Below are 24,243 nucleotides of genomic sequence, written 5' to 3' on the forward strand. Positions count from 1 at the left end.
TTGTGCGCTCCGCTTCCACACATGGAAGCACAGCGCACAACGGCGGACGGCCCCTGCCGCCACGAGCCAGGCATCCACGAGCCTGGCCCCACGAGCCTGCCCCCACGAGCCTGCCCTCACGAGGTGCCCGGAAGCCGGCAGGACGCTGTGGGCACCGGGGCGGTGTGGGCACCGGGGCGGTGCAGGTCAGACCGCCGGCACGGCCTCCCACGCCCGGGACGCCGCGGACCGCACCACGGCCTCGCACACCTCGGCCGCCGCGAGCCCGTCGGCCGCGTTCGGCGCGAGCTGCGTGCCATGGGCGACGTCGGAGAGGAATTCCGCCGCCTCGATGGTCTTGAGGTCGTCGAAGCTCATGGGGATGCCGGGGCCCGGCTGGAAGCGGGAGTACTCGCCGTGACCGGGGCCGGCCAGCACCGTGGTGTAACCGTGCTCGCTGCCGCCCTCGCCGAGCATCACCTCGAACTCGTTCATCCGGGTGAAGGACCAGCGGGCCGAGCCCTCGGTGCCGAACAGCTCCAGGGCGTAGTCGCTGCGGTGGCCGCGCGCCACGCGGGAGGACTCCATCGTCGCGTGGGCCCCGCCGGACAGATGCGCGAGCGCCGCGACCCAGTCCTCGTTCTGCACCGGACCGCGTTCGCTGCCCACCTCGATGCCGCCGTGGCCGACCCCCGCGGAGGTGGGGATCGGACGCTCGGGGATGAACACGTCCGAGGTGGCGGTGACCTCGGCAATGTGCTGACCGGTCACGTAGGAGACCAGGTCCGCGCCGTGGGAGAGCAGATCTCCGATCACGCCGCTGCCCGCCTTGTCCCGGTCGTAGCGCCAGGTCAGCGGACCATCGGGGGAGGAGGCGTAGTCGGCGTTCAGCCAGCAGCGCACGTTCGTGATCCGGCCCAGGCTCCCGTCGGCCACCAGGGAGCGCAGGTGCTGGACGGCCGGCGCATGGCGGTAGTTGAAGCCGACGGCCGTGGCCACCCCGGCGGCGGCCGCGGCGTCGTGGATCTGGCGGGACTGCTGCGCGGAGACGCCCATCGGCTTCTCGATCCAGAAGGGCTTGCCGGCCTCGGCCGCCTTGACCGCGAAATCGCGGTGCAGGAAATTCGGCGAGCAGATCGAGACGGCCTCGACCTCGGGATCGGCGAGCACCTCGTCGATGCTCGCCACTGCCTTGTCGAACCCGAACTGCTCGGTGGCAGCGTGCTGGTTCGCCTCCAGCGGGTCCGCCGCGACCACCAGGCGCGGCCGCACGCCGAGCTCGGGGAAGCGGGACGGGATCCGCTGGTAGGACGTGGCGTGCAGACGTCCCATCCAGCCGAGGCTGACGACGCCGATGCCGATGTCTTCCATACTCACTCCCCGTCGAACTCCGCGAGCAGGCGCTCGCGCATGCGCACATTGATCGCGTCGGCCTCCTCCTCCCAGCCGAACACGCACACGGACATCGGCCCGTCGTACTCGCGCTCGCGCAGGTAGGCGAAGGCGGCGTCCCAGTCGATCTCGCCGCGACCGATCTCGTTGTGCTGGTGGATGCGGGCGTCGACCCCGGGCGGGTTCATGATGTAGCGGTTGCCCACGTTGGCGGTGTGGTCGAAGACGTCCGCGATGTGCAGGTGCTTCAGGCGGTCCCCGGCGTAGTCCATCATCTCGCGCGGGTCGCGAGCGCCCTGGCCCAGGTGGTAGGCGTGCGGGAAGCAGAACTCGTAGTTCAGCCAGTCGCGGTCCACGCCCCGGATGATCTGCACGGCCTGGTCGTTCTCCTCGACGAAGTCGTAGGGGTGCGCCTCGATCGTGCACTCCAGCCCGTACTTCTCGAAGACGGGGATCAGCTCCTCCATCGAGCGGTAGAACTGGTGCTCGCTCTGGAGCGCGCGGTTCGGGTCCCCGGAGAACTCGGTGGCGATCAGCGGCACCTCGAGGGCGTCGGCGATCTCCAGCATCCGCGTCCAGCTGCGCACCTGCGCCTGGCGCTCCTGCTCATCCGGGCTCGCCCAGTCGAAGACGGGGTTGAAGGTCCAGATCTTCACCCCGGTGTCCTTCATCGCCTGCTTGACCTCGGCGATCTGGTGGCGATCCACCTTGGGGTAGTGGTGCCACTCGTGGAAGTCTGCGCGCGGGGACAGCTCGAGATAGTTGAAGCCGAGCTCGCGGGCCTTGTGCAGCTCCTCGGCGACCGAGAGGTGCGGGTGGTACATGCTCGGGTCCAGCAGGATCTTGACCATGGTGTCTCCTGAGGGGTCGGGCGGCCGACGGGGCGTCGTGCGCGATGCGGCGGGTGTGCGGGTCCGGTGGACCGGGGATCACCTGATCCCGAGGCCGCACTCGGCCAGGAACTCACGGGTCGCGATCGCGTTGGGCAGCGGCAGACCGGGATCGCAGGGGTAGAGGTCCTGCTCGCAGATCACGTACAGCTCCTTGTCCATCGCTGCGAGCTTCGCGACCAGGTCCTTCATGTCCGGCAGGCCCTTCGGCGGGCACACCGAGGCGCCCTTGGCGACGGCCTCCCCGAAGGGCCAGTCCTTCTCGTGGGCCTCGCGGGTGAGGTCCGGGTCGAAGGCCTTGATGTGCACGTAACCGATGCGCTCGGGGTACTCGTCGATCATCGCCAGCGGATCGCCGCCGCCGTAGACGATGTGCCCGGTGTCCAGGCAGAAGCTCACCAGCTCCGGATCGGTGGCCTCGAAGATCGCGGCGATCTCCTCCGGGGTCTCGATGTGGCTGTCCCCGTGGGGGTGCAGCACCATCGTCAGCCCGTAGTCCTCCTTGAGCAGCTTGCCCAGGCGGTTGGCGTTGGTGACGTACCGTTTCCAGGCGTCTCCGGTGAGCTTGCGATCATCGGTGAACTCCCAGGTCTTGTCATCGCGGTACAGCGGCGGGAGGTGGACCATGTACTCCGCGCCGACGGCCGCGTGGGTCTCGGCGATCGCCCGGAAGGTCCGCTCCGTCTCCGCCCAGGCCTCCTCCTGGTGCAGGATCCCCCAGCCGGTGCCGGCGACCACCTGGAATCCGTGCTCGTCCATCACGGACTGCAGCTGCCTCGCATCCTGGGGGAAATAGCCCCAGGGCCCGGTCTCCATGACGGAGAAGCCGGCCTCGGCCATCTCCCCGAGCGCCGTGCGCCAGGGGATCTGCTTCTCGTCCTCGGGGAACCACACGCCCCACTGATCAGGGCACACCCCGATGGTGAGCTTGTCGAACGGCGGCTCGGGGTTGCGGGAACGGTCGGTGCGTGGGGCGTCGGTGGAGGTCACGGCGTTGCTCCTTCGATGGTCAGGGCGAGATTGTTCCGGACGGTGGGGTGGCGCGGGGCAAGGCGCGGCGGCTGGTGAGGGATGACAGAGCTGGTGAGGGATGACCGAGGGGTGACAGGGGGCGACGGACGGGCGACCGAGGGGTGACAGGGGAAGTAGTGGACTCCTTCGATCGGCCAACCCGTATGGGCGGTCGGCCGATCGACTACGTCCACTGCTTCCCCGGCCCCGCCGGCGGACCTGACGTGCCCGGCCCGGCGGCGGACCTGACGGGGAAGACTGTCGGGCCGGGCCGGGCCCGATGTGGCCGGGCCCGGCGGCGGCCGCCGTCAGTCGTGGGTCGGGAAGCTCATGGAGGACTCGACGGTCTCGTTCTGCGCGGGCCAGCGCGTGGTGACGGCCTTCTGGCGCGTGTAGAAGCTCAGCCCCTCGGGACCGTGCGCGTGGTGCTCGCCGAACAGCGAGTCCTTCCAGCCGCCGAAGGAGTAATAGCCCACCGGCGTCGGGATCGGCACGTTGATGCCGATCATCCCCACCTGGATCTCCTCCTGGTAGCGCCGCGCGTAGTGCCCGGAGTCGGTGAAGATCGCGGTGCCGTTGCCGAACGGCGAGGAGTTCACCAGCTCGACGGCCTCGTCGAAGTTGTTCACGTGCATGACCACCAGCAGCGGCCCGAACACCTCGTCGGTGTAGGTCGGATGGGTGCTCTCCAGGTCCGTGATGACGATCGGGCCGACGAAGTTGCCGTTCTCGTGGCCTGCGACGACCAGGTCGCGGCCGTCGACCAGGATTCTCCCGCCGGCTGCCTCGGCCTCGTCGGTCATGCGGATCACGCGCTCGCGGGCGTCGGGCGTGATCACCGGCGGCATGTCGGTGCGGGGGTCGTCGCCGGGGCCGACGACGAGCTTCTCGGCCTCGGCCTTGATGGCCTCGAGGAACGGCTCGTGCGCATCGCCGACGGTGACCGCGACCGGGACGGCCATGCAGCGCTCGCCGGCGGAGCCGAAAGCGCCCGAGGCCACCTGCGAGGCGGCCGAGGGGATGTTCGCATCCGGCATCACCACGGCGTGGTTGTTGGCGCCGCCGAGGGCCTGGACGCGCTTGCCGGCGGCCGAGGCGGTGGCGTGGACGTGCTTCGCGATCGGGGTGGAGCCGACGAAGGACACCGCGGAGATGCCGTCGTGGGTGCACAGCGCGTCGACCGTCTCCTTGCCGCCGTGGATCACCTGGAAGACGCCGTCGGGCAGGCCGGCCTCCTGGTAGAGGCGGGCGACGACGTTCGAGGCGGACGGGTCGCGCTCGGAGGGCTTGAGCAGGAAGGCGTTGCCGGTCGCGATCGCGATCGGGTGCATCCAGAAGGGCACCATGGCCGGAAAGTTGAACGGGGTGATGCCGGCGACGACGCCGAGCGGCTGGCGCATGGTGTGCGCGTCCACGCCGGTGGAGACGTTCTCGGAGAAGCCGCCCTTGAGGTCCTGGGTGATGGAGGTGGCGAACTCGAGGGTCTCCAGGCCGCGGGCGATCTCGCCCTTCGCGTCCCCGAGGGTCTTGCCGTGCTCGCGGGAGATGTGCGCGGCGATCTCGTCGCTCGCGTCGATCAGCAGCTCGCGCATGCGGTACAGGACCTGGGTGCGCTTGGCGAGGGAGACCTGGCCCCACTCGCGCTGCGCGGCGGCGGCGACCTCGACAGCGCGGTCGACGGTGGCGGCATCGCCGAGGTGCAGCGTGCCGACCTCCTGACCGGTGGCGGGGTCGAGGATCGGCTGGGTGGAGCCGGTGCCGGCGGTCTCGGTGCCGCCGATCCAGTGCTGGACGTCGTATCCCATGGGTGTTCTCCTCGGTGCGGTGGACGGGGTGGTCTGTGGGGAGCCGGGGTGGCTCGGGTGGGTCAGGTGGCCCGTGTGGGTCAGGTGGGGCTGGCTGCGAACTTTCGTCGCCCTCCGTGACCTCACGGCCTGTACGGCGTTGAGGTCACGCTCAGCGACGAGAGTTCGCAGCCGCGGGTGCTCGGCGGGGTGGCGATATCGGTGGCCGGGAACGATGTGCCCCGGAGCCCGGAGCCCGGAGCCCGGACCCCGGAGCCCGGACCCCGGAGCCCGGACCCCGGAGCCGGGGACGGTCAGAGATAGTGGCGCTGGGGCGCCTTGTCCGCCTCGTACTCGGTCGAGGCCTGCTGCGTGGACTCCAGGCGGGAGACCTGGGGGACGGGCACGTCCCACCAGCCGTTGCCGGGCGGGTTCGGGCCGTACAGGTCGGTGTTGACCACGATCGCGGTGGCGTCCTCGGAGGCCTCGGCCCGGCGGTAGGCGTCGCGGAAGTCGGCCGCGCTGGAGACCTCCTGGACCTCCAGGCCGTAGGAGCGGATGTTCGCCGGGATGTCGAAGGGCAGCTTGTCACCGTCCAGCATCCCGGTGCTCTCGTCGCGCATGCGGTACTTGGTGCCGAAGCGCTGGGAGCCGTGGGACTCCGAGAGGGAGCCGATCGAGGACCAGCCGTGGTTCTGCAGGATCACCAGGATGACCTTGACCCGCTCGGCGACGATCGTGGCGATCTCCTGCGGCGCCATCTGGAAGGTGCCGTCCCCGATGATCGCGACGACCTCGGATTCCGGCCGGGCCATCTTCGCGCCGAGGGAGGCGGGCAGCTCGTAGCCCATGCAGGAGTAGCCGTACTCCAGGTGGTACTGGATGGGGGAGCGGGCCTTCCACAGCGCCTGCAGGTCACCGGGCATGGACCCGGCGGCGTTGATGACGATGTCCTCCTCGCCCATCAGCTCGTTCAGGGCCCCGAAGATCTCGGTCTGGGCGGGCAGCTCCTGGTCGTGGGGCTGGAAGCAGGGCTCGATGAGTTTCTCCCATTCGGCGCGCCTCGTCTGTGCCAGGGCGCTGTGCTCGGCCGGGGCGCGGTATCCGGCCAGCGCCTCCCGCAGGGCGTCGAGCCCGGCGCGGGCGTCGGTGACGACCATGGTCGCGGAGTGCTTGGCGGCGTCGAACGCCTTGACGTTGAGGTTCACGAACCGCGCGTCGGGGTGGCGGAAGGCCGTGTGGGAGGCGGTGGTGAAGTCGGTGTAGCGGGTGCCGACGCCGATGATCACGTCGGCCTCCGCAGCGAGATCGTTCGCGGCATCGGTGCCGGTCGCGCCGACGCCGCCGATCGCGAGCGGATGGTCGGCGCTCAGCGCCCCCTTGCCGGCCTGGGTGTCCAGCACCGGGATGCCGGTGGCGTCCGTGAACGCCGCCAGCGCCGCGCTCGCCTCCGAGTAGATGGTGCCTCCGCCGGCGATCAGCACGGGCCTGCGGGCGGAGCGGATGACCGTGGCCGCACGGTCGAGGGCGGCCGGCTCGGGGACGGGCCGGGCCACGTGCCAGGTGCGCTCGCGGAAGAACTCCAGCGGCCAGTCGAACGCCTCGGCCTGCACGTCCTGGGGGAGGGAGAGGGTCACGGCGCCGGTCTCGGCGGGATCGGTGAGCACCCGCATCGCCTGCAGCGCCGCGGGGATCAGCTGCTCGGGCCGGGAGATGCGGTCGAAGTAGCGCGAGACGGGGCGGAAGGCGTCGTTGACGGAGACGTCCCCGCCGGTCTCGTCCTCGAGCTGCTGGAGCACGGGATCCACGGCGCGGGTGGCGAAGATGTCGCTGGGCAGGAGGAGCACCGGGATGCGATCCACGGTCGCCAGCGCCGCGCCGGTGATCATGTTCGTCGAGCCCGGCCCGATGGAGGCGGTGCAGGCGAGGGCCTGCCGGCGGTTCTTCGTGCGGGCGTAGGCCACGGCGGTGTGCACCATGTTCTGCTCGTTGCGCGCCTGGTAGTAGGGCATCGGGTTCTCGCCCTCGCCCGGGTCGGTCGCGTTCTGCAGCAGCGCCTGGCCGAGCCCGGCCACGTTGCCGTGGCCGAAGATCCCGAAGGTGGCGGGCAGGAAGCGCTCGCGGACGCCGTCGCGCTCGGTGAACTGGGCGGCGAGGAAGCGGACGAGGGCTTGGCCGACGGTGAGTCGGATCGTGCCGGCGCGGGCCGACGAGGGGTCGCTCATGCTGCCTCCGTGATGCGCGATCCGTGACGGGGACGGATCTCGAGGGACACCGTGCGTCGCGAGGGACTCGACGGTGAGTTCATGGGCTCCAGCATGCCCACGCGCTCCGCGCTTGTCAACACTTTGTCAGGACAAGAATCCCACAGGAGGTCTGCAGGTGAGGCGCCGCTGCCTGGAGGTCCGTGCGCGACGCACCTTCCGCGGGGCCCGATCCCTGTGCTAGCTTGCCGGTTAGTCAGTGAGTCCTAGACACTTAGACCGAACATATTGCATCCACGTGGTGACACACGCATGACATGTGGTGCGTGCCCTCGGACCCCGACTCGCCGCCGGTCACCGGATCGACGCCCGGCACGATGAGCATCGCTCGCGCGCCGGACTCACGTTCCAAGGAGGGAACATGAGCCAAGCCCACCACGCGGAACGAGCGCGCATCACCGACCTCGTCCGCACCACCGCGGCCGCCGGCCCCAAGCGCTCGATCGGCTTCCTCGCCGTCGTCGCCTGCCTCGGCGGCTTCCTGTTCGGCTACGACACCGGCGTGATCTCCGGTGCGCTGCCCTACATGTACATGCCGCAGGAGGCCGGCGGTCTCGCCCTGACCTCCCTCGAGGAGGGCCTGGTCGGCGGATTCCTGCTGGGCGGCTGCGCCGTCGGGGCCGTCGTCGGCGGTCGCCTCTCGGACCGCTACGGGCGACGGAACAACATCGTCATGCTCGCCGTCGTGTTCTTCATCGGCGCCGTGGCCTGCGCCCTCTCCCCGAACCTGTGGGTCCTCTATCCCGCGCGCTTCGTGCTGGGCATGGCCGTCGGCGGCGCCTCGACCACCGTGCCCGTCTACCTCTCCGAGACCGCTCCCAAGGAGCAGCGCGGCATGCTGGTCGCGGTCGACCAGCTGATGATCGTCACCGGCCAGTTCGTCGCCTTCGTCATGAACGCCCTGATCGCCTCGCTCCAGGGCGGGCCCCGGGCCGTCGTCGCCGAGGACCCCTCGGGGACGTACGCGGCGGGGGAATCCGTCTCCTGGTCGCTGCTGGCCGGGATCGGCGGCGTGGCCGTCTCCGACGGCAACGGGCACGCCTGGCGCTGGATGCTGGTGCTCTGCTCCATCCCCGCGATCGCCCTGTGGCTCGGCATCCGGATGATGCCCGAGTCCGCCCGCTGGCACATCGGCCGCGGCGAGCTGACCGCGGCGATCGCGAACCTCAAGCGCGTGCGCATCGAGGGCAGGCACGACGTGGCCGTCGAGATCGCCGAGATGGAGGCGAACCGGCGCGCCGAGGAGAAGCGCGAGAAGCTCAGCCTGCGGGCAGGGCTGCGGATCCCCTGGCTGCGCTCGATCATCATCTTCGGCGGCATCTTCGCGATCCTCCAGCAGCTCACCGGCGTGAACACGATGATGTACTACGCCCCGAAGGTCCTGATGGCCGCCGGCTTCGACGCGCAGGCCTCGATCGTCCTGAACGTCTTCACGGGGGTCGCCTCCGTGATCGGCTCGGCCGCCGGGCTGCTCGCCCTGCGTCGGTTCGGCCGACGCCAGGTGCTGCTGGTGGGCCAGACGATCCTCACCCTCTCGCTGATCGCGATGACCGCGATCTTCCTGTTCGGCATCCATCCGTACCTGACGGCCGACGGGGCGGTCTCCGAGGACATCCCCGGCTTCGTCCCGTACCTCGTCGTAATCGTGATCGTGCTGTTCATGCTCGGCATGCAGTCCGGTCCCGGCCCGGTGATGTGGGTGATGCTCTCGGAGATCTTCCCCAACGCCATCCGCGGCGCGGCCAACGGCTTCGCGGTGATGATCCTGTGGATCGCGAACCTGGCGGTCACCGTGACCTTCCCCGTGATGATGTCCGGGATCGGACCGGTGGCGACCTACGGCATCTTCGCCGCGATCAACATCGGCGCGGTGATCTGGTACTTCGTGCGCATCCCCGAGACCAAGAAGTTCACCCTCGAGCGCATCGAATGGGAGTTCCGCGAGGCCGGCGGCGTCATCCGCCTGCGCTGAGCGACGAGTGCCCGCGCACCCGGCGCCGACCTGCACCGCACACGCGGACCACCAGCAACGCACCTCACGCACCACCTACCCCTTTTCGGGAAAGGATCTGACATGACCGCAGCACCCCTGTCCGTGGCCGTCATCGGCGCCGGCATGGCCGGCACGACCCACGCCAACGCCTGGCGCCAGGCCGGCACCGTCTACGACCTGGGCCTGCCACCGGTGCGCCTGGCGACGATCGCCGACATGCACCTGCCCTTCGCCGAGGACGCCGCCGCCCGCTACGGCTACGAGAAGGCCGTCGGCGACTGGCGCGAGGTGGCCGCCGACGACTCCGTCGACATCGTCTCGATCGTGGTCGGCAACGCCCTGCACCGCGAGATCGCCGAGGCCATGGCCGCCGCCGGCAAGCACGTGCTGTGCGAGAAGCCGCTGGCCGGGACCCTCGAGGACGCCGAGGCGATGGCGGCGCTGGAGCAGGAGCACCCGGACCTCGTGCTGGCCACCGGCTACACCTTCCGTCGCAACGCGGGCGTCGCCATGCTCGCGAAGCTCGCAGCCGAGGGCTCGCTCGGGCAGATCGCCCACCTCGACGGCCGGTACTTCGCCGACTACGGGGCCGACGAGAACGTGCCCATGGCCTGGCGCTACAAGGGCCCGATGGGCTCCGGGGCGCTCGGCGACGTCGGCTCCCACCTGGTCGACTCCGCCGAGCTGATCCTCGGCCCCGTGGTCGAAGTCTCCGGCGCACAGCTCGTGCAGACCATCGCAGAGCGCCCGGTCGCCGGCGGCGCCGTCGCCGGCGGCCGCGGGGTCACCGCCGCGGCCGACGCCCCGAAGGAGGCGGTGGAGAACGACGACGTCGCCACCTTCACCGCCCGCTTCGCCTCCGGGGCGGCGGGGACCTTCTCCGTCTCCCGCGTGGCCCACGGCCTGCCCAATTACAAGGCGCTGACCGTGCTGGGCACCGGCGGCACGGCCAGCTGGTCCCTGGACCGCACCGGCGAGATCCAGATCGCCGACGGCTCCTCGCCCCAGGGCCTCGGCGGCATGCGCCAGGTGCTCGTGAACCCTGAGTTCCCCTACTTCGCAGGCGGCTCCTCGATGGCCTTCGGCGGCGTCGGCCTGAACCAGATCGAGCAGTTCACCTACCAGGCGCACGCCTTCCTGCAGCAGGTCGCCGGCATCACCGAGGGCGCCCTGCCGCCGTGCGCCACCTTCGCCGAGGGCCACCGCCAGATGCGCGTCCTGGACGCCGTCGCCCGCTCCGCCGGCGACGGCGGCCGAGCGATCTCGATCGACTGACCCGACCCCTGAGACCCTCGCTGGAAGGACCCCATCCATGACCTTCACCTACGGTGCCTACACCGCCTGCCTGCAGGACCGCACCCTCGAGGAGGCGCTCGACGTCCTCGCCGCGGCAGGACTCACCGGCGCGGAGATCAACACGGGCGGGTTCATCCCCGCTCCGCACGCGAACGTCGACGCCCTGCTGGGCGGCGAGCAGGCCCGGCGCGAGTTCCTGCGGGTCTTCGAGGACAGGGGGATGGCTCTGACCGGGCTGACGGTCTCCGGGAACCCCCTGTCCCCGCTGCCCACCGAAGGCATCGGCCATGCCCAGGACCTGCGCCGCACCATCGAGCTGGCCGGGAAGATCGGCGTGCGCGACGTGGTCGCGATGTCCGGGACGCCGGGGACCGACCCAGGGGCCCGCTACCCGGCCTGGATCGTGAACCCGTGGAACGGCATCGACCTGGAGATCCTTCAGTACCAGTGGTCCGTCGCCGTCCCGCTCTGGCGGGAGATCGACGCGCTCGCCCGGCAGCACGACGTGCAGATCGCCTTCGAGATGCACCCGCGCAACCTGGTCTTCTCCCCGCCGACGTTCGAGCAGTTCCTGGATCGGGTCGAGCCCACGAACATCGGGGTGAACCTCGATCCGTCCCATCTGTTCTGGCAGCAGATGGAGCCGATCGACTGCATCGAGCGCCTCGGCACCCGCATCACCCATGTCCATGCCAAGGACACCGCGGTGCTGCCGGGCGCGGCGACCCGCGGCGTGCTCGACACCGCCTTCGACCCGGTGCCCGAGGATCCCGCCCAGCGCACCCCCACCGGCATCGGCCATTACTGCTCGACCTGGCCGGAAGACCCGGCCTGGCGCTTCGTGGCGCTCGGCGAGGGGCACGACGTCGAGTACTGGACCCGCTTCCTCACGGCGCTGGCCGCGGTGAACCCCGACCTGCACGTGAACATCGAGCACGAGGATGCCGCCTTCGGACAGGTCGAGGGCCTCGAGCGCGGTGCCCGCACCCTGCTCGAGGCCGCCGAGCGCGCCCAGGCGTGAGGCGCGGCGGCCGTCGGGCGGGGCGCAGTGGGCGCCGACCTCCCTCCGACGCGCCAACCGTCCTCGACCGCCCCGCCCCCACCCATCAGATATCCAGGGCCGTCGGGCCCGGACAAGGAACCGATCATGCCTCTGGTCCGCATCACCCAGCAGGACGTCCGCACCCCCGTGCAGTCCCGGGCGATGGCCGACATCGTCCAGGACGTCATGCTGGAGCTGTTCGCCGCCCCGCCCGGGGACCGCTACCAGATCCTGGAGACCCTGCCCGTCGGCTCGATCCTCGCCGAGGACACCGGGCTCGGCATCGAGCGCAGCGACGGCGTGGTGATCATCCACGTCACCCAGCAGGGCCGCAGCACCGAGCAGAAGCAGGCGGTCTACGCCGCGCTCGCCGAGCGTCTCGCGGCCGCTGACCTGGTCCGGCCCGAGGACCTCATCCTCTCCGTGGTCCACAACGACCGCGAGGACTGGTCCTTCGGCCACGGCCGGGCGCAGTTCCTCACCGGGGAGCTGTGAACGCCCTTCATCCGGGGAGCCCTGAGCCCCCTCCCGCCGGGTGCTCCGAGCATCCACCCCACGGGGAGCCGAGAGCGACCGCGGCGGCAGGAGACTCCGAACGCCATCCCGAACATGTTCCATAGTTTGTCTGGACAAAGAGTCCCAAGAATGGGACGATAGGACCATCGAGCGGCACGACCCAGCGGAACGCCCCTGGTCACCGCCCAGATTTCGACGCAGAGAGGCTCTGAGATCATGGCAGCACCCGACCTCGACATCATCACCTTCGGTCGCAGCGGTGTCGACATCTACCCCTTGGAGATCGCCAAGGGCCTCGAGGACATCTACAGCTTCGGCAAGTTCCTCGGCGGCAGCCCCACCAACGTCGCCGTCGCCGCCGCGCGCCTCGGCCACACCCCCGCGGTGATCACCGGCGTGGGCAACGATCCCCTCGGCCGCTACGTGGTGCAGGAGATGGAGCGCCTGGGTGCCTCCGGCCGGTTCGTCGTGACCGACGACGAGCTGAACACCCCGATCACCCTGTGCGAGATCTTCCCGCCGGACGACTTCCCGCTGTACTTCTACCGCCGGCCCAGCGCCCCGGACCTCCAGGTCGCTCCCGAGCACCTCGACCTCGACGCGATCAGAGAGGTCCCGCTGTTCTGGTTCTCCGGGACGGGGCTGTCCGAGGAGCCGAGCCGCTCGGCCCATTTCGCGGCGCTGGAAGCCCGGGGCCGCACCGCCCACACCGTCTTCGACCTCGACTACCGGCCCATGTTCTGGGACTCCGTCGACGACGCCCGCGCGCAGTACCGCGAGGCGCTGGCGCACACGACGGTCGCCGTCGGCAACAGGGAGGAGTGCGAGGTCGCCGTCGGCGAGACGGAGCCCGAGCGCGCCGCCGACGCCCTGCTCGAGGCCGGCGTCGAGATCGCCATCGTCAAGCAGGGGCCCAAGGGCGTGCTCGGCAAGACCCGCGAGCACCGCGTGGAGGTCGCCCCGAACCTCATCGAGGTCATCAACGGCCTCGGCGCCGGTGACAGCTTCGGCGGCTCCCTGTGCCACGGCCTGCTGGCCGGCCAGGACCTCGAGACCATCCTGACCCGCTGCAACGCCGCCGGCGCGATCGTCACCAGCCGCCTGGAGTGCTCCACCGCCATGCCCACCTCCCAGGAGATCGACGCGCTGATCGCGGGCGAGGACCCCAACCACGGCCGGACCGTCGACCAGATGCTCAGCGCCCTGCGCAACCGCGGCGTCGCCGAGGAGGAGAGCGCATGATCACGACCGGCACCGGCTTCGTCAGCACCTACGAGGAGGTCACCCGCGTCCGCCTGGAGGACCCGGGCCGGATCGCCCGGCTCGCGGCCACCCGTCGCCGCCGCACCGTCGCGGACACCGACGGCACCATGATGGTGATCGCGGCGGACCATCCCGCTCGCGGCGCCCTCGGCGTCGGCAGCCGCCCGCAGGCGATGGCCAGCCGGCTCGAGCTGCTGGACCGCATGCGCGAGGCCCTGGCCGTGCCCGGCGTCGACGGGGTGCTCGGCACCGCCGACATCCTCGAGGACCTGCTGCTGCTGGGCGCCCTCGAGGACAAGATCGTCTTCGCCTCGATGAACCGCGGCGGGCTGCAGGGCAGCTCCTGGGAGATCGAGGACCGCTTCACCGCCTACGACGCCTCGGCCATCGCCGCCTCCGGCTTCGACGGCGGCAAGATGCTCACCCGCATCGATCTCGACGACGACCGCACCTCCTTCATGCTCGAGGCCAGCGCGCAGGCCGTCACCGATCTCGCCCGCCACGAGCTGATCGCCATGGTCGAGCCGTTCCTCTCCAGCCGGCCCGGCGGCGGGAAGATCGTCAACGACCTCACCCCCGAGGGCGTCATCACGTCCATCCACATCGCCCAGGGCCTCGGCGCCACCAGTGCCTATACCTGGCTGAAGCTGCCGGCGGTCGAGGACATGGAACGCGTCATGGACGCCACCACGCTGCCCACCCTGATCCTCGGCGGCGACCCCGCGAACGATGACCCCGACCTCCTGCGCGCGACCTGGAAACGCGCACTGGCCAGGCCGAACGTACGCGGGCTCGTCGTCGGTCGCACCTTGCTGTACCCCGCCGACGACGACGTCACCGCTGCGGTGAGCGCCTCCGTCGACATGCTCCGCTGAGGCCCGGGCCGACGGGGCGGGGCCGACGCCGCACCGTTCACCGTGGCCCCGCCCCATCGGCCTCGCCCCATCGACCCCGCACCATCGATCGGCCCCTTCGACAGGAGAGAGATCATGACGACCGTCCCCGACAGCTCCGAGCTGCACCTGCCCGCCGGCTCCACCGGCCGCGGCACCTACGAGACGATCATCGACCCCGGGGCACGCGACGGCTGGGTCCACACCGGCCTGCGCGTGCTCGCCCTCGGCCGCGGGGAGAGCGAGATCGTCACCGCGAACAGCGTCGAGGTGATGGTCGTGCCGCTGTCCGGCGGCTGCGACGTCTCCGTCGGCGGGCAGACCCATACGCTGCGCGGACGGACCGACGTCTTCGCCGCCGCGACCGACGTGCTCTACGTGCCCGTCGGCTCGCAGCTGACCGTCTCCTCCGCCGAGGGCGGACGCTTCGCCCTGGCCACCGCCGTGGCCACGACGGAGCACCCGGTCGCGCTGATCCGCGCCGAGGACGTGCCGGTCGAGGTCCGTGGCGGCGGGAACATGACCCGCCTCGTGCGCAACTTCGGGACCGTCGGCTCCTTCGACGGGATGGACAGCCTGATCGCCTGCGAGGTCGTCACCCCTGGTGGCAACTGGTCCAGCTACCCCGCCCACAAGCACGATACGACCGTCGACGACGGCGAGCACCGCGAATCGGAGCTCGAGGAGATCTACTACTACGAGATCCAGGACGCCCCCGACGGCGGCCCCGGCTTCGGGTACCACCAGACCACCTCCAGCGGCGAGGACACCGAGATCGACGTGCTCAGCGAGGTGCGCAGCGGCGACACCGTGCTGGTCCCGCACGGCTGGCACGGCCCCTGCGCCGCCGCCCCCGGCCACGCCATGTACTACCTCAACGTCATGGCCGGCCCGGAGCCGGTGCGCGCCTGGAACATCACCGACCACCCCGAGCAGACCTGGGTGCGCGGCACCTGGGACGAGCTCGGCACCGACCCCCGCGCCGGCGACTTCCGCTGACGCCCCCGGCCCAGACGCCGGCCCAGACGCCGGCACAGACGCCGGCACCGACCCGCCCCCGTCCTCGGCGCAGACCGTGTCCGAGACATCGATACCACCGCAGGAGACCCTCATGACCTCCACCGCCCGCAGCGAGATCCCCCCGGACGTGCGCGTCGGCGTCATCGGCGTCGGCCAGATGGGCGCCGACCACGTCGCGCGGATCACCGAGCGCATCAAGGGCGCCCGCGTCAGCGTCGTCGACGATTACGTGCGCGAGACCGCCGAGAAGGTGGCCGCCGGGGCACCCGGCTGCCGCGTCGCCGACTCCTGGCAGGAGCTGATCGCCGCCGACGACGTCGACGCCGTGCTCATCGCCAGCCCCGGCCGCTTCCACCGCGAACAGGCCACCGCCGGCATCGACGCGGGCAAGCCGGTGCTGTGCGAGAAGCCGCTGGCGATGACCCCCGAGGACGCCTACGCCGTCGTCGAGGCCGAGAAGCAGGCCGGAGGCGCCTACGTCTCCCTCGGCTTCATGCGTCGCTTCGACCGCGAGTACGCCGAGCTCAAGGACGCCCTGGACGCCGGAGAGCTCGGCGAGATCAGCGTCATCAACTGCAAGCACCGCAATGCCCACACGCTGCCCGGCTTCGACGACACGATGATGGTCCACGACTCCGCGGTCCACGAGATCGACGCGATCTCCTACTTCCTCGGCGAAGCGGTCACCGAGGTCCAGACCGTGCTGCCGGTGCCCGGGCCGCGGGCCGACGACGGCCAGCACGATCCGATGATCCTGATGTTCCGCACCGCCTCCGGTCGGATCATCACCGACGAGCTGTACGTGAACACCGACTCCGGCTACGAGGTGCGCACCGAGGTGCTCGGCTCCGCGGGGATCGCCACCATCGGGATGGGGATCGACCGGGTGACCACCCAGCTCAGCGGCGGCAGCTGGAGCGGCGCGATCCACCCCGACTTCCGGCCGCGCTTCATCGATGCCTACGACGCCGAGGTGCAGGCCTGGGTCGCCGCCGTCGCCGACGGCAGCCGCGTCGCCCGGCGCTCGGCGACCACCTGGGACGGCTACCTCGCTGCGGCCACCTGCGCCGCCGCCGAGGAGTCGCTGACCGCGGGCCGGTTCGTCCCGGTCACCACGCGGCCGCGTCCCTGATGCTCTACTGGGAACGACGCAACCGGGAACGACGCACGGCGCGCGCAGGATGCTCGGGCTGATGGTGCCGACCATCGGCACCGCCACCGCACGGACGACGAGGAGGGGTCATGGGCCCACGCACTGACGACGGCACCACCCCCCTGCAGGTCGACATCGACCGCGGCTCGTCCGACCCGCTGTACCTGCAGCTGGCGCGGGCGATCGAGCGGGCCATCCACGACGAGTACCTCACCCCGGGCTCCCGCATCGAGAACGAGGTCGCCCTCGCCCGACGCCTGGGCCTGTCCCGGCCGACGGTCCGCCAGGGGATCCAGGAGCTCGTGGACAAGGGCATGCTGGTGCGCAAGCGCGGCGTCGGCACCCAGGTGGTGCAGGCGCCGGTGAACCGGCAGGTCGCGCTGACCTCGCTGTACGACGACCTGCGCACCGCCGGCAAGGCGCCGCGCACCGAGATCATCGAATACCGCGTCGGCCGGCCCTCGGCGGAGGCCGTGGACCGCCTCCGGCTCGCCCCCGGGGAGCAGGTGCTGGACCTGATCCGGGTGCGGTACGCCGACGACGAGCCGCTGGCCGTCATGCGCAACACCCTGCCCGAGCGGATCGCCCCCTCCCGGGCGAGCCTGGCCGACAGCGGCCTGTACGCCTCGCTGCGGGAAGCCGGCATCGTCTCGGTGCTCGCCCACGAGCGGATCGGCGCCACCGTCGCCGACGAGGAGCACGCCGAGCTGCTCGACGAGGAGGTCGGCGCGGCGCTGCTGACCATGGAGCGGAAGTCCTTCGCCAACGACGGCAGCGTCGTCGAATTCGGGTACCACGTCTATCGGGCGTCCCGGTACTCCTTCGAGGTCACCCTCGTCGACTCCTGAGGGTCACGGCCGTACGGCCTCCCCACCCGTCCCGGCCCTCGGACGGGGCCGCTCAGCGGCGAGAGAGGGGCAGGGGGAGCCACCGGAAGGACCCCACCTCGACCGTCTCGCCGGTCCGGTGCATCGTGCGCGCCCCATCCGGGCGGTCCGCCCCGCTCGGCGTCCTGTCGTCATCCGCCGCTGATCCGTCCAGGCGCAGCGTGACGCGCCGCGTCCGGGACGACAGGTTCGCGACCAGCACCTCGGCATGATGGCCGCGCTGTGCACCGATCGCCCACAGCAGCCCGTCCGGGCTCCCGGAGACCAGCAGCTGTCCGCCCTGCAGGTCGGCGAGGGCCTCGAGCGCGGCACGGACGAGGAGGGCGGACCCGTCCGCGGTGGACAGCCCGCGCGGTCCCCACTCCTCGAAGAAGGCCAGCGACGCGACGCCGGGGACCGTCAGGGCCGCTGCGCTCGCGATCGTCCACGCGGCCAGCTCCGGGCTCGCCTGGCGCGGATCGTCGCTTCCCGTGCGGTGGGCACCGTAGCCCGCGCACAGGTCCGTGCGGGTCGGCGTCGGGCGAGATGTGGTCGCGACATTGTTGAAGCGCGGGCGCAGGGTGACCGGGCCGATGTGCACGGGGACCCCGGGAGCCCGGGCGGTCACGTCCTCGGCGATCACGCGCTGCATCGAGACGGCCTCGACGAGCTGCTCCGTCTCCCGGGTGTGGAACAGAGGCGTGGTGGCAAAGACCAGCCCGTCCAGGTTCCCGCGAGGCACGCGGTCCCACTCCCGATTGAGCTCCGTGAAGTGGGAGCGGGAGCCGCCGACGACGGGGACGTCGGCCGGCAGCGCCGAACGCAGCGCGGCGACCAGGTCGGGCTCGGATACATGGGAAGCGGCATCGACGATCGCGGCCCAGCGCAGCGGAACGTCGCCGAGAACGCGTGCGATCTCGCCCAGCGCGGTCTCGTCGACGGGGGAGGGGGTGACCAGGAGCAACGAGAGATCCTCGATGCCGGTCAGCGCGCGATGGTGAGCTGCGGGCCAGGCCGGATCGGTCAGCTCGAGCTCGACGTGCCGGTGGACGGCGAGGGGGTCGGAGCCCGACGGGCCGGGATCCGGTGCGGTCGCCGCGCCCACGGCGATCGTGGGGAATGCGCCGGCCTCGATCAGGTCCAGCACGTCGGGACCCGATGGGTCGACGGCGGGCGCGCTGATCGCGGATCTGTCATCCGCGGGCGAGCCGAGCACGGGGGAGCCCTGCGCGGGCGCGTCGACCTCGGAGGAGTCGCGAGCACCCGCGGTGAGGACGACCCGCTGGCGGATCCGCTCGCCGGCGGCCAGCGTGTACGGGAAAGGCTCATCGAGCGAGCGGTTGTAGGTCTTGTAGGAGGCGTCGGACCAGTTGCGCTGGTCCTCCATCTCGAACACATCGCCCTCGAGGTCCAGGCGGAAGCGCGTGCCATGATCGCTCCAGGTCAGCGCGGCGATGTCGCGGGCCGGCTGGTGGGGGCTGATGGCAAGGGGGAAGTGCATCGACTCCTCGCCCCCTTCGGTGTGGTCGACGATGAGCGGCCGCCCGGCCAGGCGGGGCGGGTGCAGCACGACGAGTCCGGTGCGATTGGTGGAGGAGTCCGAGACCGCTGCGACGTCGAAGCTCACGACGAGGCGATCCCCGTCGGCCTCGGCGCGCACGGTGCCCCGGAGGTCGAGACCGAGGTCCTCGATGTCCAGGTCGATCGCCAACGACGAGTCGTCGCGGTGGAGGCGCACGTCGTGCGGCCGGGCGGACTGCCAGTCGACGTCGCGTGCCACGGCCCGGATCCCGCGCAGCACGATCCGATCGTCGCAGCGGATGTCGGCGAGATCGTCGGCCCGCACGTCCAGCGACCAGCGGCCGCTGCGCCAGCGTTCGCCGGAGGGGACGGGGCCCCAGGGGTCCGGGTCTGCTGCGGTGGGGTCCGGCGGGACGGCGCGATCCGACGGGACGCTGGGGCCCGGCGGGACGGCGGGATCCGACGGGACGCTGGGGCCCGGCGGGACGGCGGGATCCGACGGGACGCTGGGGTCCGGCGGGACGGTGCGGCTCGGCGCGGCGACGGGCGGGCGGTCGTCGCCCCCGGCCGGTCCGGAACGCCCGTCCCTCACAGCGAGGTCATGCCGCCGTCGACGGCGAACAGGGAGCCGGTGGCGAAGGCGCCGTCCTCGCTCGCCAGGAAGACCATGATCCCCTCGACGTCGTGCGCCGTGCCGGCGCGGCCCAGCGGTATGCGGCCCACGATCGCGGAGCGTTCGGCGGGATCGTCCGAGATCGTCGTGACCAGCGGGGTCTCGGTGTAGGCGGGCACGACGGTGTTCACGCGGATCCCGTCGGCCGCATAGGCGGCGGCGACGGTGCGGGCCAGGCCGTGGATACCCGCCTTGGTGGCCGAGTAGGCGGTGAAGTCATTGCCCTCCCCGGTCAGGCCGGTGGGACTGCCCGTGAGGATGATCGACCCGCCGCCGGTGGCCAGCATCGAGCGCACGGCGTGCTTGACGGTGAGGAAGGTGCCGGTGAGGTTGACGTCCACGGTGCGCTGCCAGACGTCGAGGTCGAGCTCGGCGATCTTCGCGTCCTGGCCGAACAGCTGCACGCCCGCGTTGGCGACCACCACGTCGGGCGCCCAGCCCGCGGTGCCGAGTTCCGCGAAGCCTGCTTCGACGGCGGCCTCGTCGGAGATGTCCACGGTCAGCGCCCGGACGGTGCCGTCCCCGGTCCCCTCCGCGATGCTCGCCGCGGCGCGGGTGGCGGCTTCGCCGTCGCGGTCGGCGAGCACGACGCGTGCTCCTTCTCGGGCGAAGCGGGAGGCCACGGCGAATCCGATGCCGGAGGCGGCGCCGGTGACGAGGGCGGTGCGAGAGCTGAGGCGAGTCATCGGGAACATCCGTTCGACGGGGGCGGAGCAGCACTGCTGTCGGACGCGACCCTGTCACCGGCCACGCGATCTCCAGTCTGCCCAACCGGTTGACCAGTTGCAAGGCACGCCCGGCTCATGGCGAAATGCCCTGCGAGTCATGAGCGTCGAGCTTCCACATGATGGAAGCAGCACGCTCATGACTACGCAGTAACCCCGCTCGGGCGTGGATTGTCCCGCTCAGGCGTGGATTGCCCCGCTCAGGCGTGGGTTGCTCCGGTCAGGCGTGGGTCGCCCGCTCAGGCGTGGAATGCCCCGCTCGGGCGTCGATGGCCCTGCTCAGTCCTCGATCTCCAGCAGGTCCCGGGCGTTCTTCTCGAGCTCCGCGCCCTCCTCGGGTTCCTGCTGCATCCGCTCGAGGTAGGGCTGCGCACGCTCCACCTGGTGCTCCAGCGCCGTGACCGTGGACAGGAAGTTCTCGTTGGCCTGGCTGCGGAAGGCATCGATCCCGTCCATCGTGGTGAACAGGTTGTCGAAGGCCTTCTGCAGCGTCTCGGGAGAGACCCCCGAGGTCGCGGCCTGTTCCTGGATCTTCACCGTGTTGTCCGCGAGCATCTGCGAGGTGCGGTCGATGAGCGAATCGGTCGTGCTGTTGACCGCGTCGATCTGGTCCAGGACGATCTTCTGGTTCTCCAGCGCCTGGGCCGTGATCACCGCGGTGCGCAGAGCCGTGACCGTGGTGGTGCGGGCGCGGTCCACGCCCTGGGCGAGCTTGGTGTTGTTGTCCTCGATCAGGCCCATCGCCAAGTAGGCCTGCACGGTCACGGCGATCTGCGTGGCCACGTCCTGGCGGCGCTGGCGCACCGCGAAGAGCACGTCGCGCTCCAGGGCGTTCGCCTCGTCGGCCTTCCCCGCCGCGCGTGCCGTCTCGGCGCGGCGCACGGCCTGCTGGTCCAGCAGTCCCAGCAGGTGGGAGGCCTTCTGCAGGGCCCCGAGGTCGTCCCACAGGGCCCGACGCTCCACCGCGAGCTCGGCGTTGTCGCGCTGGAGCATCTCCTGGCCACGGCCCAGGGCCGCGATCACCTCGTCCAGCTGCTTCTGGTTCGACTCGAAGCTGCGGAAGTAGCGCTTGGCCACGTTCCGGCCAGGCAGGAACGACAGCGCCTTGTCGACGAAGGTCTCGTCGGCGGGGGCGAGATCCTCCATCGTGGTGCGCAGCTCGGACAGGGACTTCGAGACCGACTCCTGCGCACTGCCGGAGCCCTTCGCCTCGCGCAGCGACTGCTCCATGAAGCGGGAGGAGGTCCCGGAGGTCCGCTCGAAGGTCCGACGGGCCACGGACCCCAGGGCGTCGACCTGTGCGGAGAACTCCTGCGAATGCGGGTTCAGCGTGGTGATCTGGTCCAGCCACTGGTCGGCGCGGTTCTCGAGATCCTGCTGCTGCTCGGCCGGCAGCTCGGTCAGCATCGAGACGGCCTCGTCCTCCTCGATCTGCTCGACGGGCTCGGAGGCCTCGATCTCGGGGGCGGGTGTGGGCGGTTCGAGCTTGTTCATCGGGGTCTCCTCGACGGTGTCGGGTGCGGTGGAAGGGTGAGATCAGGATGGAGGGGACGACGGGGTGCTACACGTCGATGATCGGGTTCAGGTGCTGGTCTGCGAAACGGGTGCGCAGGAACTCGGCATGGACCTCGAGGGAACGGGAGACGCCGGCGACGAGGTCGCTCTCGATCTGCTCGAGCCCGTCGCCGAGCACGGCGAGCTGGCGGTCGATGCCCTCGAGGTTCTCCAGCGCCTCCTGGCGGGCGCTGCCGGCGAAGGTCTCCAGGAAGCCGATGATGTCGGCGGCGGCATCGACCAGCTCGGGCAGGTACCTCGTGGCCATCCCCTCGAGCATGGTCACCTCGCCCTCGTAGGGGCGCTGGGCGCGCAGCTGCTCCGAGTCGGCGAGGGCGTCGATCCGACGCAGCAGGGTCTCGACGTGCTCGAGGGTGAGGCCGACGGTCGGCTCGGAGGCGCGGCGGCGCAGCGCCCGGGTGCGCTCCCGGGTCTCGGCGGTCGCGCTGCGGACCTTCTCGAGCATCTCTGCGGTGCCCTGAGGTCCTTCGGTCCCGGCGGTGACCTGAGGGGTCTGCGGGGAGCGGAGGGCGCGCACGGCCACTCCGCTGCCGCCGGCGGCGAGCAGTCCGGCGCCGGCGGCGATGCCGAGGGCACCGAGCGGACCGAGGATCGCGGTCCCGAGGCCCACGACGAGGCACGCCGCACCCACCAGGCCGCCCGCCAGAAGGGGGATTCCCAGCGAGAACAGGCCGGAGCGACGGCGGCCGACGGCGCCGGAGGTGGGGTCGTGGACGGTGCCCTCGAGCGGCTTCTCGATCGGGCCCCACAGGTTCCTGCGCTCCGGGGTGGCCTTCCAGGGCAGGTCGACGTCGCCTGGCGCGACGGGGTCCCCGGATGAGGCGGCGTCCCGGGGCGTTGCGTCCCTGGGTGTGGCGTCTCTGGGTACGGCGGCGTTCTCGGGCGCGACGGGGCCGGGGGACGCGTCGTCCCCGGTGCTCGGCCTCTGGGCCGGCTCTCCGTTCCCGTCACTCACACGGACCCGCTGCTCCCTCCGGACGGCGGAGACGAGGCCGTCCGCGGAGTCCGGGACCGGGCCGGAGCCTGGTCGATCCCTCGCGCGGGCGCCTCGTCATGGCGTGCTGGAAGGCTATCGCGAGCACCTGGACGGCTCCAGGGGGCCTGCTCTACGACAGCGGGGAACAGGTGCCTCGGCGGTCACTCAGCGCGGTCCTCCACGACCGAGGCGAGGGCCGCGAGGGAGCGGTCCAGGAACTCCGTGCCGACGGCGGGGAGGCCACCGACCTGTTCGGCGACCTCCGGCGGGGTCGCGCTCCAGTCGTAGGTGAGGCGCACGCCCGTGCCGTCCGGTGCGGGATCGAGGTCGTACCGCCAGGTCCAGCCTCCGCTGGTCAAGCTGCCGTCGGGCATGCGCTGGGAGGGCCGCCAGGCGATGGCTCGGTCCGGCTCGAGGTCGATGACGAGGTTGTGTATCTCGTACCGTCCTCCGGCACCGACGTGGAACATCTCGATGCCGAACACCTGGCCGACCTCGGTGATCCGTGGCGGGGCGGTCTCCAACGATCCGCGCACCCAGTCCGTCGGCTCCGTCAGGTGATGCCGGGACGGGTCGGTGAGCAGGGCGAAGATGGTCTGCGGTGTCGCGAGGACGAACCTCTCGGCGTGCAGGTGCGTCGTCTCGGCAGAGGTGTGCCGGCCGGTGCTCATGCAGGGTTCCTTCCGTAGAGTGCGGCGACCTCGGGGGAGTCGAGCCATCTCTCACCGGTCCCGGCCTGCGGCCAGCCCTCCGGCACGTCCTGCCACGTCTCTTGGCGGCCGAATGGCAGCACGTCCATCAGGGCGAAGGTGTAGGAGAGCTGTTCGATCCCACGGCTGGTCGTGTGCCAGGTGCGATAGACGGTGTCGCCGTCGCGGAGGAACACGTTCAGGGCGAAGCCGCCTCCGGGCGGGGCGTCGACGTCGGCCCCGAAGGAGCTGTTCACGCTCGAGTACCAGTCCATCTCGTTGCCGACCTTTTCCCGGTAGGCGAGCGCTTCCTGGATCGATCCCTGCGTGACGACGACGAAACGGGCGTCATAGCGGCGCAGGAAGTCGAGACGGGTGAACTGGTGGGAGTAGCTGGTGCATCCCCCGCACTGCCACTCGGCTCCCGGGGACCACATGTGGTGGTAGGTGATCAGCTGGGACTGGCCGTCGAACAGGTCGACCAGCCGCACGGGCCCGTCCTTCGACTCCAGCGTGTACTCGGGCATCTCCACCATCGGCAGTCGGCGGCGCAGGGCGGCGATCGCGTCCAGCTCGCGGGTCGCGGCCTTCTCTCGCGTCCGGAGGTCATCGAGGTCGCGCCGCCAGCTCTCGGGGTCGACGACGGAGGGAAGCGCGGTCGGGGTCGTGGTCATCGTGCTCTCCTTCGAGACGGTGCGTTACAGTCCAATGTGAACGCTGTC

Annotated in this window: 20 protein-coding genes; 9 read left to right on the forward strand and 11 right to left on the reverse strand. The window is 71.0% G+C overall.

The window, feature by feature from the left end; translation table 11 throughout:
• Positions 1–186 precede the first annotated feature (186 nt).
• The 5 genes from JOF44_RS13170 to iolD form a co-directional block, all read right to left on the reverse strand.
• A complete protein-coding gene (locus JOF44_RS13170) occupies positions 187–1,350 on the reverse strand; it encodes a Gfo/Idh/MocA family protein (protein ID WP_209892171.1) in 1,164 nt (387 codons plus the stop codon).
• A gap of 2 nt (positions 1,351–1,352) precedes the next feature.
• The gene (locus JOF44_RS13175) at positions 1,353–2,222 is read right to left on the reverse strand and encodes a sugar phosphate isomerase/epimerase family protein (protein ID WP_209892174.1); all 870 of its coding nucleotides are present in this window, start codon (positions 2,220–2,222) and stop codon (positions 1,353–1,355) included.
• A 78-nt stretch (positions 2,223–2,300) separates the two neighbouring features.
• Complete coding sequence (locus tag JOF44_RS13180; protein ID WP_209892177.1) at positions 2,301–3,251, reverse strand: TIM barrel protein; 951 nt, start codon at positions 3,249–3,251, stop codon at positions 2,301–2,303.
• 329 nt (positions 3,252–3,580) lie between these two features.
• The gene (locus tag JOF44_RS13185; RefSeq protein WP_209892179.1) at positions 3,581–5,077 is read right to left on the reverse strand and encodes a CoA-acylating methylmalonate-semialdehyde dehydrogenase; all 1,497 of its coding nucleotides are present in this window, start codon (positions 5,075–5,077) and stop codon (positions 3,581–3,583) included.
• Between the two features lie 293 nt (positions 5,078–5,370).
• A complete protein-coding gene (gene iolD / locus JOF44_RS13190; RefSeq protein ID WP_209892182.1) occupies positions 5,371–7,281 on the reverse strand; it encodes a 3D-(3,5/4)-trihydroxycyclohexane-1,2-dione acylhydrolase (decyclizing) in 1,911 nt (636 codons plus the stop codon).
• A gap of 400 nt (positions 7,282–7,681) precedes the next feature.
• Between iolD and JOF44_RS13195 the strand changes: the two genes are divergently transcribed.
• The 9 genes from JOF44_RS13195 (at position 7,682) to JOF44_RS13235 (ending at position 17,344) form a co-directional block, all read left to right on the forward strand.
• Positions 7,682–9,292 carry an MFS transporter gene (locus JOF44_RS13195; protein WP_209892185.1) on the forward strand — a complete coding sequence of 537 codons (1,611 nt, stop codon included), beginning with the start codon at positions 7,682–7,684 and terminating at the stop codon, positions 9,290–9,292.
• Positions 9,293–9,394: 102 nt separating this feature from the next.
• The gene (locus JOF44_RS13200; RefSeq protein WP_209892188.1) at positions 9,395–10,588 is read left to right on the forward strand and encodes a Gfo/Idh/MocA family protein; all 1,194 of its coding nucleotides are present in this window, start codon (positions 9,395–9,397) and stop codon (positions 10,586–10,588) included.
• Positions 10,589–10,625: 37 nt separating this feature from the next.
• On the forward strand, positions 10,626–11,630 hold the full coding sequence (locus JOF44_RS13205) for a sugar phosphate isomerase/epimerase family protein (RefSeq protein ID WP_209892191.1): 1,005 nt from the start codon (positions 10,626–10,628) through the stop codon (positions 11,628–11,630).
• 126 nt (positions 11,631–11,756) lie between these two features.
• Entirely contained in the window at positions 11,757–12,146 is a 390-nt protein-coding gene (locus JOF44_RS13210; protein WP_209892194.1) for a tautomerase family protein, read from the forward strand.
• 237 nt (positions 12,147–12,383) lie between these two features.
• Positions 12,384–13,409 carry a 5-dehydro-2-deoxygluconokinase gene (iolC, locus tag JOF44_RS13215; RefSeq protein WP_209892197.1) on the forward strand — a complete coding sequence of 342 codons (1,026 nt, stop codon included), beginning with the start codon at positions 12,384–12,386 and terminating at the stop codon, positions 13,407–13,409.
• A complete protein-coding gene (locus JOF44_RS13220) occupies positions 13,406–14,305 on the forward strand; it encodes a Cgl0159 family (beta/alpha)8-fold protein (RefSeq protein ID WP_209892200.1) in 900 nt (299 codons plus the stop codon). Before iolC ends, JOF44_RS13220 begins: the two co-directional genes overlap by 4 nt.
• Before the next feature lie 114 nt (positions 14,306–14,419).
• A complete protein-coding gene (gene iolB, locus JOF44_RS13225; protein ID WP_209892203.1) occupies positions 14,420–15,322 on the forward strand; it encodes a 5-deoxy-glucuronate isomerase in 903 nt (300 codons plus the stop codon).
• Positions 15,323–15,434: 112 nt separating this feature from the next.
• A complete protein-coding gene (locus JOF44_RS13230; protein WP_209892206.1) occupies positions 15,435–16,475 on the forward strand; it encodes a Gfo/Idh/MocA family protein in 1,041 nt (346 codons plus the stop codon).
• Between the two features lie 110 nt (positions 16,476–16,585).
• Positions 16,586–17,344: a GntR family transcriptional regulator gene (locus JOF44_RS13235; RefSeq protein ID WP_209892209.1), complete on the forward strand. Its 759-nt coding sequence runs from the start codon at positions 16,586–16,588 to the stop codon at positions 17,342–17,344.
• 52 nt (positions 17,345–17,396) lie between these two features.
• Here JOF44_RS13235 and JOF44_RS13240 read toward each other — a convergent pair whose 3' ends face one another.
• The 6 genes from JOF44_RS13240 to JOF44_RS13265 form a co-directional block, all read right to left on the reverse strand.
• Complete coding sequence (locus JOF44_RS13240) at positions 17,397–19,475, reverse strand: D-apionate lactonase family protein (RefSeq protein WP_209892212.1); 2,079 nt, start codon at positions 19,473–19,475, stop codon at positions 17,397–17,399.
• Positions 19,472–20,242: an SDR family NAD(P)-dependent oxidoreductase gene (locus JOF44_RS13245; RefSeq protein WP_209892215.1), complete on the reverse strand. Its 771-nt coding sequence runs from the start codon at positions 20,240–20,242 to the stop codon at positions 19,472–19,474. Before JOF44_RS13245 ends, JOF44_RS13240 begins: the two co-directional genes overlap by 4 nt.
• Positions 20,243–20,560: 318 nt before the next feature.
• On the reverse strand, positions 20,561–21,775 hold the full coding sequence (locus JOF44_RS13250; RefSeq protein ID WP_209892218.1) for a toxic anion resistance protein: 1,215 nt from the start codon (positions 21,773–21,775) through the stop codon (positions 20,561–20,563).
• A 67-nt stretch (positions 21,776–21,842) separates the two neighbouring features.
• Entirely contained in the window at positions 21,843–22,811 is a 969-nt protein-coding gene (locus JOF44_RS13255; RefSeq protein ID WP_209892221.1) for a hypothetical protein, read from the reverse strand.
• A 182-nt stretch (positions 22,812–22,993) separates the two neighbouring features.
• Entirely contained in the window at positions 22,994–23,503 is a 510-nt protein-coding gene (locus JOF44_RS13260; RefSeq protein ID WP_209892224.1) for an SRPBCC family protein, read from the reverse strand.
• Entirely contained in the window at positions 23,500–24,195 is a 696-nt protein-coding gene (locus JOF44_RS13265; RefSeq protein ID WP_209892227.1) for a DUF899 family protein, read from the reverse strand. The genes JOF44_RS13260 and JOF44_RS13265 overlap by 4 nt, the downstream gene beginning before the upstream one ends.
• Positions 24,196–24,243 lie beyond the last annotated feature (48 nt).

Source organism: Brachybacterium fresconis, from assembly GCF_017876515.1.
Taxonomy (GTDB): domain Bacteria; phylum Actinomycetota; class Actinomycetes; order Actinomycetales; family Dermabacteraceae; genus Brachybacterium; species Brachybacterium fresconis.